We start from the raw sequence: 10,103 nt of genomic DNA, 5'->3' as shown, positions 1-10,103 counted from the left end.
GCGTACGCAGCGTAGCGATCGCGCTTGTTGCGGATATGCTGGTCGAGCGGAGCCATGATGCCGAAGTTCACGTGCATGGGCTGGTAGTCCACCGTAGCAGGATCGGTCGCGTAGGCCATAAGGGCACCGAACGCCGTGTCGCGCGGAAGCTCGGGCAGGTTCTGCCCCTTCAGGAACGCCGCCGTCGACAGGGCTACGTGCAAGCCTGATCGGATAGCCTCGCAATACCCTTCGGTGCCGGCAAGCTGTCCGGCAACGAACACCGGGACCGTCGAACCGGGCAGCGCGTCAAGGCGAAGACGCAGCTGCGCATCCAGCAAGCGCGGGGCATCGACGAACGTGTTGCGATGCATCACGCCGTAACGAGCGAACTCCGCGTTCTCCAAACCGGGGATCATGCGAAACACGCGACGCTGCTCGGGAAACGTCAGGTTCGTCTGGAAACCCACCAGGTTGTAGCTCATGCCCTGCGCGTCTTCCGCCCGCAGCTGCAGGGCGGCCCAAGGCCGCCGGCCCGTGCGGGGGTCGGTCAACCCCACCGGCTTGAGCGTTCCGAACCGAGGCGCGTCCGCGCCCTTGCGGGCGATCTCCTCGATAGGCTGGCACGCCTGGAACAGGTCGCGCGTCTCGAAATCGCGCTTGATAACGCGCTCCGCGTTCACCAGCTCTTCGATGAACGCCTCGTACTCCTCGCGGCTGAACGGCGCGTTGAGGTAGTCGCCCGCGCCGGCTTCGGCGTCCTCGTAGCGGCTCTGGCGAAACAGCTTGCCGAAATCAAGGGAATCGGCCATGACGATGGGGGCCGCGGCATCGTAGAACGCCAGATGCTCTCCGCCCGTGAATCGAGCAAGGTCCTCGGCAAGCGCATCGGAGGTGAGCGGGCCCGTGGCGACCACCAGGGCGTCCGCCCCCTGCGCGTACGCCGCAAGGCCGGTCGCTTCCTCCCGAACCAGCTCGATCAAAGGATGCGCCGCGATCCGCTCGGTCACGTCGGCGGAAAAAGCGGCGCGATCGACCGCAAGCGCGCCGCCAGCGGGAACCGCGTTGCGCTCGGCTGCCGCATAAACCTGCGAGCCGAGCAGGGCAAGCTCGCGCTTGAGCATGCCGGCGGCGCTTTGCGGCTTCGTGCTTTTGAGGGAGTTCGAGCACACGAGTTCAGCGCAGTCCGACGACACATGGACGGGCGTAGACGAAACCGGGCGCATCTCCACAAGCCGAACGCGAACGCCGCGGTCGGCAAGTTGCAGCGCGGCCTCGCTTCCCGCAAGCCCGGCTCCAAGTATGGTTACCGTTGAATTAGACATGCCTGCAAGGATACCAAACCCCGGCCGCTCGCAAGGCAAAAACCGCGAAACTCCCCCGCTTCGCCGCAACAGCCCCTTCGAAGCCGCCGAAACCGGGCATGAGACCGCTCCGAACACGCGCGTCATCGGACCACCGGTCCCCACCGGCCGTCCGGATGCCGCGCGAAAAGACCCGCGCGCTCGCCTTCGACAAGCCGTCGCATGAGCCAAGGAAGCGCGTCCTCCCCGTCGCAGCACTCGCGCGCAAGATCCATCAAGCGCTCCATGCCCAAAGACTCCGCGCGCAAGGCGGCCGCCACCGGATCCTCGTCTTCCGCGCTTGTCCCTTCCGGGCAAAAGCGCTCCTGCTTCAAGCAGCCGAACAGCGAGAACAGCGCGTCCTCGAAAGTCTCGTCGTCGATCACCGGCGTCGCGCCCTGATAGAGCAATCGATTGGCGCCGCGCGACGAAGCCGCTGTGATGGCGCCGGGAACCACCAAGACGTCGCGGTTCGCAGCCAGCGCCTCGTCGGCGGTCGAGAACGTCCCGGACGGCAGCCCCGCCTCCACGATGAGCGTAGCTCGCGCGAGTCCCGCTATAAGGCGGTTCCTCGTGCGGAACTGATGAGGCAAAGGCGGTTTTTCCCATTCATGCTCGGATGCCACCGCACCGCCGGCATCGACGATCTGCTGGAACAGGCCGCTGTGCTCGGCAGGGTAAGGGCGATCGCATCCTCCGCCCAGAAACGCGACCGTAAGCCCTCCCGCATCGAGCGCCGCTCGATGGGCGGCGGCGTCGCAGCCGCGCGCGCCGCCCGACACCACGCACACGCCGCGTTCGGCGGCGATGCGCGCGAACCGCTGCGCACAACCGCGCCCATAAGGGGTGGCCTTGCGGGCTCCCACGATGGCGATCCCCTCCTGCAAAGCATCTGCGCTGCCAACGACGTACAGCTTCTTCGGCGGGTTGGATACGACCGCAAGGGCCTTCGGGTAGGCACCTCTGCCCAGTTCGAGCACGTGCCGCGGACCCGAAAGAGGCCGCCCCTGCATGCGCGCGCTCATGATTCCCCTTCCCGAAGCCTGAATCCCACCGCTTCGCACAAATGCCGTCGCTCCACGCGATCGCGCTCCTCCATGTCCGCCACCGTGCGCGCCAGCGCAAGCGTGCGCATGATGGCCCGGCCGCTCATGCGGCTCGCCTGGGCAACCTCTTCGAGGAACTTCTCGTCGTCGTCCGAAAGGCCGCAGGCCCGCACAAGGGCCTCCGACGTATCGGGCCTGCTCTCGGCGGCTCGCGCGCGCCTCCACGACGAGAACTCCCGCGCCCGCAGCACGTCGCGGCGCAGTTCTTCGGAGCCGGTCCCGCACCCGGTTGCCAGCACCTCGCCTGGAGGTATGCGGCGCACGTCGATATGTACGTCGATGCGATCCATGATGGGCCCGCCGATGCGCCCTTGGTACAACTTGATCTGACGCTGAGAGCACGTGCACGGCTCCTCCTCGTCGCCGTAGTACCCGCATGGGCACGGGTTCGACGCCGCCACCAGCATGAACCGAGCCGGAAAGTCGATGTTGCCGTCCGCCCGCGTAACCGTAACCCGGCCCGCCTCCAAAGGCTGGCGTATCCCCTGAAGCGCCGAAGGCGAAAACTCCGCCAACTCGTCCAAGAACAGAACGCCGTTGTGGGCCAAGGTTATCTCGCCCGGGCGAACGGGAGACCCGCCTCCGACCAAACCCGCCAGCGTAGCCGAGTGATGAGGCTTCCGAAACGGGCGCGCGCCACCGAGCACGGCTTCCAGGCTTTCCCCCGCCACCGAATGCACCACCGCCGTTTCAAGCGCCTCGTCTTTCGACAAAGGAGGCAGAATGGAGGGCAGCCTCGAGGCCAGCATCGTCTTGCCCGAGCCGGGAGGACCCATCATGAGCACCCCATGGCCTCCAGCCGCAGCTATTTGCAAGGCCCGCTTCGCCATGCTGTGGCCCGCAATGTCGCGAAAGTCGGGCAATGCCTCGCTGCCCTTGGCAAGCCGCCCGGTCATGACGGGAAACGGAAGCGTACGGAAGTCGGAAAGGCTCTGTACACAGCGATGCACCACGCCTTTGACGGCGTACAGCCCCTCGGAGGGCGCGGCAGCCAACGCGCAGCCTAACCGCTTCGCGCACAGCGCGTGAGCGAGCAGGCCGGCAACCGGCCTGACCGCACCCTCCAACGACAGCTCCCCCACGAACAAGACCCCTTCCGCCGCCTGCGGGTCCACCTGCCCCGTAGCGCACAAGATGCCCGCAGCAATGGGCAGGTCGAACCCCGTTCCCGTCTTCCTGAGCGTGCCCGGAGCAAGGTTCACCACCACTTTGCTCGCAGGCATCGTAAACCCGCATGACCGCAGCGCGGCCTTTACGCGCTCCCGCGACTCCTGCACCGACGCGTCGGCCATCCCCACGATAGCGAAACCGGGGATCCCGTTCGAAACGCTTACCTCGACGTCCACCGCCACCGCCTCGACGCCGCGAACCGCAGCGGCGAGAACCGTGCAGCGCCCCCTCGCAGCCATCATGACGAATACGCGTTGATGTGATGGCGGATCATAGCGCGATCGGGCGCAACCAGCACGATGGAGACCACGTCGAAGCGCACCGGCACGTCGACCACGTCGTAGTCCCTCAAAAACAAAGCTGCTATGTTCTCGTAGCGCTTTCGCTTTTCAGGGTCCACCGCCTCCGAGGGAAACCCCTTCTCGCAGCTCGACCGCGTTTTCACCTCCACGAACACCACCCACTCTTCATCTCGCGCGATGATGTCGGCTTCCCCCGCCGAGCACGTCCAATTCCGCTCGACGATCTCGTAGCCCCGTCGATACAGGAACCGGGCAGCGGCATCTTCGCCGCGCTTCCCAAGCTCGATGTTGTGCGAGTCGGCGCCCGCAGCGGCGCCCGATCCCTTCTTGCGCCCCCGACCTCGCTTCCTCCCCCGATCGTCCCCTGAACGAGCCTCCAGGCTCGTTTCCTCGTCGCGCGCCGGCGCCGCAACCTGCTCGGCAACTCCCGTTCGATCTTCCATGACCGTTCCCCCTTTCGTCGTGGCTCTATCATAGCGAGCGCACCTAGCGGAAACATGACGTGCGTCTAGCGCCGACCCTGCGCGAATCTGCTCGAATCAGCGCGGGTTCCAGCCAAGATGCAGCGCGTTTCGCGCGCGAACCCAGCAAGAATCCAGCGCGTTTCCAGCGCGCTTCCAGCACGAATCAAGCAGGATTGAAAACATCCAGGTCAGACAAGGGGAAACCAAAAGGATGCCGTCCGGGGTCCGCGGTTGATGCAGTCCGGCGCGCGAAGCCCTGCGCGCCGCATTCCGCGCTCTGCGTCAACGCCCGATCAACCCCGGCAGCGGCGGGCGGAAATGCAACGAGCCCCGTCGAAGCATCCGACGGGGCTCGGGGAGAAACCGTTAGAACAAAGCAGGCTGCGTGAACGCCGTGCAGAACGAGACGCGATGGATGGGCGTCAAGCCGTACCGCTTGATTGCCTCGATATGCGCGGCGCTCGCATACCCTTTGCACGAATCGAATCCGTAAGCCGGATACTCTTCGGCGTAACGGCACATGAGCGCGTCGCGCTCCACCTTGGCCACAATGGAAGCCGCAGCGATGGAGGCGCAGCGGCCGTCTCCCTTCACCACGTTCACTTCGCGCGGATCCATGCGCAAGGGATTGCCGTCAAGCAGAATCACATCGGGACGCGCGCCCGCGCGCTCCACGCTTGCAACGGCCCTCCGAAAAGCCGTGACCAAACTTGCAGTCATGCCGCACGCATCGATGTCGGCAGGCTCCACGTACTCGACCGTCCAAACGATCGCCGCCTCTTTGATCTGAGCGGCTATACGCTCCCGCGCCTCGGGCTTGACCTGCTTCGAATCGTTCAACCCCTCGATAACGGGCTCGTCGGGGAGCACGACCGCCCCTACGGCCAACGGGCCCGCCAAAGGACCTCGCCCCACTTCGTCAAGCCCCACGATCACCCGCGCGCCGCGCGCTGCGGCCAGCTCGCGCTCGTACGCGTACATCGAAGCCAATCGCTCGCGCTCGGCAGCCTGCGCCGCAAGACGCTTGCGCGCGCTCTCCATAGCGGCGAGCACCCCTTTGCGCGTCTCAGCCGCCAGAGAGCGCTCCAGCACGGCGAACTCGGCTTCGTCAGCCTGCTGCAATCGTTGCTTTATGTCGGCTACCGTCAGTCCCATGCGTTCCCTCTCCCTCTCCGATTTCTATCGGCGCTCCCGCATCATAGCAGAAGCGCCGCATGCAAAAGAAGAACCCCTCGCTCCGTGTGAAACGAGGGGTTCTTGTACAGGTTGCTTCGCAGAGCTTAGCGGAAAGACTTCTCCTTGATTTTGGCAGCCTTGCCCACCTTGTTGCGCAGGTAGTAGAGCTTAGCGCGACGCACGTCACCGCGACGGACGACCTCGATCTTCTCGATCTTGGGGGAATGCACGGGGAAGGTGCGCTCCACGCCGATGGAGAAGCTGATCTTGCGGACGGTGAACGTCTCGCGGTTCGAAGCGCCCTGGCGGCGGATAACGTCGCCCTGGAACACCTGAACGCGCTCGCGGTTGCCCTCGACGATGCGGTAGTGGACCTTCACGTTGTCGCCCACGTTGAATTCGGGGACGTCCTGCTTGATCTGCTGCTGTTCAATGGCGCGAATGATATCCATGACCCGTTCCTTCTTATATGTTCAGTGAAAACTCGTTCGTGTTGTCTCATAAAGACACGATTGGACAGTATACCTCGATGTGCTTCTGCTTGCAAGGCAATTCCTTGCCTTATTCGGAAAAACTTGCCTACCTCCAAACCCCGCCTAGAAAAGCATGAGCACCGCGTACGCGGCGACGCCCGATACGGCGCACCACAGAAGAGACTTGGTCTTCCATGCCACCAGCGCAACCACCAGCGCGGCAACCAAAGGAGCGGCGGCAGGCCAGAGGCCCGCGTCGAACATCCCAGGCGTGAGCAGGTCGTTCGCCACCAATGCGGCAAACGCCGCCGGCGGTATGAACCCAAGCGCGCGCTCGACGTTCTCGGGCAGGTTGCGCCCCTTGAGCACGAACAGGGGAACCACGCGGCATATCAGCATGGTCACCGCGCAGCACGCGAACACGACGAAGAAGTCGCCCCATCCCATGGCTTCCATTATCCGCGCCCCCTTGCCCACGTGAACAGCAGCGCCGCAGCAACGCCCGCAAGCGACCCCACGAGGATCGCCGGACCGCCGAAGCCCGCAGCCTTGCACGCGAACACGCCCAGCACGGCCACGCCCGCGGCTATCATGTTAGCGGCCGACACCTTCTGGGTGACCAGCAGGCAGATGAAGATGGAGGTCATGGCGAACGCCGCAATGGCCAGCGGAATGCCGATGGCGTTGCCCACGAGCACGCCCACCACGTTCGAAAGCGCCCAAGAGCTTTGGGAGAACAGGTTCACCATGGTGGCGCGGCCGACCGACCACTCCCCCTCGGCGAACTTCGACACGTTCACCCCGTAGCTTTCGTCGGTCACGGTAGCCGCGAACAGGAACGACAGGCGCTTCCTCACGCCGCGGCACGCCGGCGCGAACGCCGCCGAGTAGAGCATCTGGCGCGTGTTGACCAAAGAAACGCTCGCGATGATGGATGCGACGGGCGAAGCCGCCAGCCACATATTGGGAATCATGAACTGGCCCGCACCGGAATAGAACAGCGCCGAAAGCAAGAACACCTGCAAGGCGTTCAGTCCGATGGAGTCGCACAGGATGCCGCAGGGAATGCCGATGGCAACGTAGCCCAACATGATGGGCAACGCCGCTTGAAACGACTGTTTTATGTGATCCCCGGTAAGCATAGCGTCCCGATTATACAAGTTTTGTGCAGATGCGCAATGGGGGAATCTCGCTTGCCGTCAGCTTGCCGCCAGGAAGCCCGATTTGCAGCGAACGCAACGGATTGTCGCCCGAAACGTACGGAATCGAAGAGAAAAGCGTACGTTTCGGGCGACAATCCGCCAGCGTGAACGCATCAGCGCGAAACGGCCGCGCAGGGCGAGCAGCAAACCGCGTACCAACGCGCTGCGCATCAAAAATGCAGGGAATGCGGAATGAAAAGCTGCTGGTAGAGGTTCTTGGCGTAGCGGTCGGTCATGCCGGCCACGTAATCGGCCACGGCGCGCAGGTCGTCGCTTTCGGGAATGTCGCGGTACTCGCGCGGCACCTCTTCCACGTGATCGACGTAGTAATCGAACAAATCCTCGATAAGGTGCGTCGCCTTCTCCACCTCGACCGTGACGGTCGGCGCGGTGTACACGCGCTCGAACAAAAACTCCCGCAGCTCCATCATCGCGTCCCATACCGTGCTGCTCATGCGAATGTCGTCGACCGCGGCGGAGGTCTCCACCATGTCACGCACGAGGGTCTCTATGCGCGTAGAGTGATCGGACCCTAAAACGGCGTGCGTGGCGGCGGGCAGGTCGGACTCGGAAAGGACGCCCGCGCGAATAGCGTCGTCGATATCGTGGTTCACGTAGGCGATCCGATCCGCCGTGCCGACGATGCGGCCCTCCAGCGTTTCGGCCCGAAGATCGCCCGTGTGGTTGAGGATGCCGTCGCGCACCTCGGCCGTGAGGTTCAAGCCCTTCCCGCCGTTTTCGATGCGCTCGACCACGCGCAGGCTCTGCTCGTTGTGCCGGTACAGCGCCGCTGCCTGAGAAGACGTCGGATCGATGCCCTTGTGGCGGGCAAGGCAGCGCGCCAAGGCCGACTCTCCCGTATGCCCGAACGGCGTGTGCCCCAGGTCGTGCCCGAGCGAGATGGCCTCGGTAAGGTCTTCGTTCAAGCCCAGGGAACGCGCGATGGTCCGCGCGATCTGAGCCACTTCGAGCGTATGCGTGAGGCGCGTCCGAAAATGATCGCCCTCCGCCGCCAGGAACACCTGGGTTTTATGCGAGAGCCGGCGAAACGCCTTCGTGTGCAGGATCTTGTCGCGGTCGCGCTGGTAATCGGTGCGCAGAACGTCCGGCTCGGCCGAGCGATCCCGGCCTTCGCTCTGATCGGCGAACGCCGCATCTGCGGAAAGCGTCTCGTGTTCTCGCTGCTCTTGGTCTTCGCGATGGATGACATGCATGGAATCCTCCTTGCAACCGACGTCCTGAACGGCATTGTACCAGATGCAGCGCCGTTTCATCAGGGGAAACGAAACGACGAGACAGGACTTGAAGCGGGCTTGAAGCGAAGCAGGAGGCAAGCTGGCGGCCCCTGCCCCGCCTTGTCGCCTAGTCCGACAGCTCGTGCGGCAAGAAGACGCCTCGCTCGGTGACGATGCGGGAAACGTAGCGCGCGGGCGTCACGTCGAACGCCGGGTTCCACACGTCTACGCCGTCGATGGGGCAAGGCAGCACTTCGGACGGATCGCGCTCCTCGATGGGGACGAGCGAACCGTCCGAAATGGAGAAATCGATGGTAGAAGTAGGAGCCGCCACGTAGAAGGGAACGTTGTGCTCGGCGGCCAGCACGGCAACGCCGTACGTGCCTATCTTGTTGGCCACATCGCCGTTGGCGGCGATGCGATCGGCCCCAACGACAACGGCGTCCACCTGGCCCTTCGCCATAAGGCTTGCCGCCATGCCGTCGCAGATGAGCGTGGTGGGAACGCCCGCGCGGGAAAGCTCCCAAACGCTCAGTCGCGCGCCCTGCCCCACCGGCCTGGTCTCGTCCGCGTACACCCGCTCGATCCCGCCGCGCTCGGCCGCCGCGTACACCACGCCGAGCGCCGTGCCGTAGAACACGGTCGCCAAGCTGCCGGCGTTGCAGTGGGTGAGCACCCGCGCGCCCGCAGGAAGCAGGGACGCCCCGTGCGCGCCGATGGCCCGGTTCGCCGCCTCGTCCTCGACTTCCATGCGCTTCGCTTCGCCGAACAGAGTCTCGGCGACCTCGGACGGAAGCGCGCCCTCCCGCAGCGCCTCGCGCGCAAGAGCCGCGACGCGCCCGACGCCCCAGGCAAGGTTGACCGCCGTGGGCCGAGCGCCCGCAATCCGCTCGGCAACCGACTCGAGCAGCTCCCAGAAGCGCGGACCCTGCTCGGCGCATCCATGCGACGCGGCCTCCGGTGCTCCTTCGTTGCATGCCCACGCAGCCACCGCGGCCGCCCCCGCTACGCCGATAGCCGGCGCGCCGCGCACCGCAAGCGTCTTGATAGCCCGCACGACGGCACGCCAATCATGCGTGCGGACTATGGAAAGCTCGCCCGGCAGCAGGCGCTGGTCCACGTACGCGAAGCACGCGCGACCGTCGCCGTCGCGTTCGAGCTCGACGGTGCGCGGCAATCGGTCAAGACGGAGGGGCTGGCTCATGAAAGGTCCTTTCTTCGGTTGCAGCATTGTAGCGCACCGCAAGCCTCGCGCGCTAACCGAGAAGCTGCTGGCAGACCCACGCGCCGTATTCCCCCGACCACATGGTTTCAAGCTGGTAGAACGCCAAATCCCAATCGAACCCGTTCTCGAACGCAAGCTCCAGGTAGTTGAGGGACCGCACGGGCGCATCGGCCGCGCCCGCCCGCTCGTCGGCGCGCAGTTGCGCCGCAAACGTGTAGGAGCACGTGGGACAGTTCGAAACCAGCACGGCCGCGCCGGCGCCCGAAGCCTCGTCGTCGAGGATGCGGTGCGCCCGCCGCGCGCACAGGTCGGGGTCGACAAGGGAAACGGCGCCGCCCGCGCCGCAGCAAAGGGCACGTTGCCCGCAATGGGGAAGCTCGCAAAGCGCGCCTTCCTCGAACAGGGAGCGAAGCGGACCCCCGAACGCG

General features: G+C 65.1%; 11 protein-coding genes. All 11 read right to left on the bottom strand.

The annotated features are described in order from the left end of the window. Positions 1-1,304, bottom strand: a 1,304-nt coding sequence (gene trmFO / locus ACMNI9_RS07995; protein ID WP_418831508.1) for a methylenetetrahydrofolate--tRNA-(uracil(54)-C(5))-methyltransferase (FADH(2)-oxidizing) TrmFO, incomplete at its 3' end; no start/stop codon positions are given. Between the two features lie 122 nt (positions 1,305-1,426). Continuing rightward, positions 1,427-2,347, bottom strand: a complete 921-nt coding sequence (dprA, locus tag ACMNI9_RS07990) for a DNA-processing protein DprA (RefSeq protein ID WP_418831506.1) — start codon at positions 2,345-2,347, stop codon at positions 1,427-1,429. Further along, positions 2,344-3,837 (bottom strand): YifB family Mg chelatase-like AAA ATPase, encoded by a 1,494-nt coding sequence (locus tag ACMNI9_RS07985; protein WP_418831509.1) that lies wholly within the window; start codon positions 3,835-3,837, stop codon positions 2,344-2,346. The genes dprA and ACMNI9_RS07985 overlap by 4 nt, the downstream gene beginning before the upstream one ends. Continuing rightward, positions 3,837-4,343 (bottom strand): YraN family protein, encoded by a 507-nt coding sequence (locus ACMNI9_RS07980; RefSeq protein WP_418831504.1) that lies wholly within the window; start codon positions 4,341-4,343, stop codon positions 3,837-3,839. Before ACMNI9_RS07980 ends, ACMNI9_RS07985 begins: the two co-directional genes overlap by 1 nt. A 387-nt stretch (positions 4,344-4,730) precedes the next feature. Further along, positions 4,731-5,519, bottom strand: a complete 789-nt coding sequence (locus ACMNI9_RS07975; RefSeq protein WP_418831502.1) for a ribonuclease HII — start codon at positions 5,517-5,519, stop codon at positions 4,731-4,733. Positions 5,520-5,644: 125 nt separating this feature from the next. After that, a complete protein-coding gene (rplS, locus tag ACMNI9_RS07970) occupies positions 5,645-5,992 on the bottom strand; it encodes a 50S ribosomal protein L19 (protein ID WP_114565784.1) in 348 nt (115 codons plus the stop codon). A gap of 144 nt (positions 5,993-6,136) precedes the next feature. After that, the gene (locus ACMNI9_RS07965) at positions 6,137-6,469 is read right to left on the bottom strand and encodes an AzlD domain-containing protein (protein ID WP_114565785.1); all 333 of its coding nucleotides are present in this window, start codon (positions 6,467-6,469) and stop codon (positions 6,137-6,139) included. Further along, positions 6,469-7,155 carry an AzlC family ABC transporter permease gene (locus tag ACMNI9_RS07960; RefSeq protein ID WP_418831500.1) on the bottom strand — a complete coding sequence of 229 codons (687 nt, stop codon included), beginning with the start codon at positions 7,153-7,155 and terminating at the stop codon, positions 6,469-6,471. The genes ACMNI9_RS07965 and ACMNI9_RS07960 overlap by 1 nt, the downstream gene beginning before the upstream one ends. 230 nt (positions 7,156-7,385) lie before the next feature. After that, a complete protein-coding gene (locus tag ACMNI9_RS07955) occupies positions 7,386-8,429 on the bottom strand; it encodes a deoxyguanosinetriphosphate triphosphohydrolase (protein WP_114565787.1) in 1,044 nt (347 codons plus the stop codon). 148 nt (positions 8,430-8,577) lie between these two features. Beyond that, entirely contained in the window at positions 8,578-9,654 is a 1,077-nt protein-coding gene (gene mtnA / locus ACMNI9_RS07950) for an S-methyl-5-thioribose-1-phosphate isomerase (protein ID WP_418831498.1), read from the bottom strand. Between the two features lie 52 nt (positions 9,655-9,706). After that, positions 9,707-10,103 (bottom strand): heterodisulfide reductase-related iron-sulfur binding cluster (locus ACMNI9_RS07945; protein WP_418831497.1); only part of this gene is annotated, 397 nt, incomplete at its 5' end.

The sequence above is a fragment of the Paraeggerthella sp. genome (assembly GCF_048427265.1).
GTDB classification, from domain to species: Bacteria; Actinomycetota; Coriobacteriia; order Coriobacteriales; family Eggerthellaceae; genus Paraeggerthella; species Paraeggerthella hominis.
Note: the sequence above shows the minus strand (reverse complement) of the source record. Positions and strands in the feature narration are given on the sequence as shown.

Excerpts from the sequence above, each read along its gene's own strand:
- dprA (WP_418831506.1), bottom strand. The coding sequence starts at position 2,347 with ATGAGCGCGCGCATGCAGGGGCGGCCTCTTTCGGGTCCGCGGCACGTG.
- ACMNI9_RS07985 (WP_418831509.1), bottom strand. The coding sequence starts at position 3,837 with ATGGCTGCGAGGGGGCGCTGCACGGTTCTCGCCGCTGCGGTTCGCGGC.
- ACMNI9_RS07980 (WP_418831504.1), bottom strand. The coding sequence starts at position 4,343 with ATGGAAGATCGAACGGGAGTTGCCGAGCAGGTTGCGGCGCCGGCGCGC.
- ACMNI9_RS07975 (WP_418831502.1), bottom strand. The coding sequence starts at position 5,519 with ATGGGACTGACGGTAGCCGACATAAAGCAACGATTGCAGCAGGCTGAC.
- rplS (WP_114565784.1), bottom strand. The coding sequence starts at position 5,992 with ATGGATATCATTCGCGCCATTGAACAGCAGCAGATCAAGCAGGACGTC.
- ACMNI9_RS07965 (WP_114565785.1), bottom strand. The coding sequence starts at position 6,469 with ATGGAAGCCATGGGATGGGGCGACTTCTTCGTCGTGTTCGCGTGCTGC.
- ACMNI9_RS07960 (WP_418831500.1), bottom strand. The coding sequence starts at position 7,155 with ATGCTTACCGGGGATCACATAAAACAGTCGTTTCAAGCGGCGTTGCCC.
- ACMNI9_RS07955 (WP_114565787.1), bottom strand. The coding sequence starts at position 8,429 with ATGCATGTCATCCATCGCGAAGACCAAGAGCAGCGAGAACACGAGACG.
- mtnA (WP_418831498.1), bottom strand. The coding sequence starts at position 9,654 with ATGAGCCAGCCCCTCCGTCTTGACCGATTGCCGCGCACCGTCGAGCTC.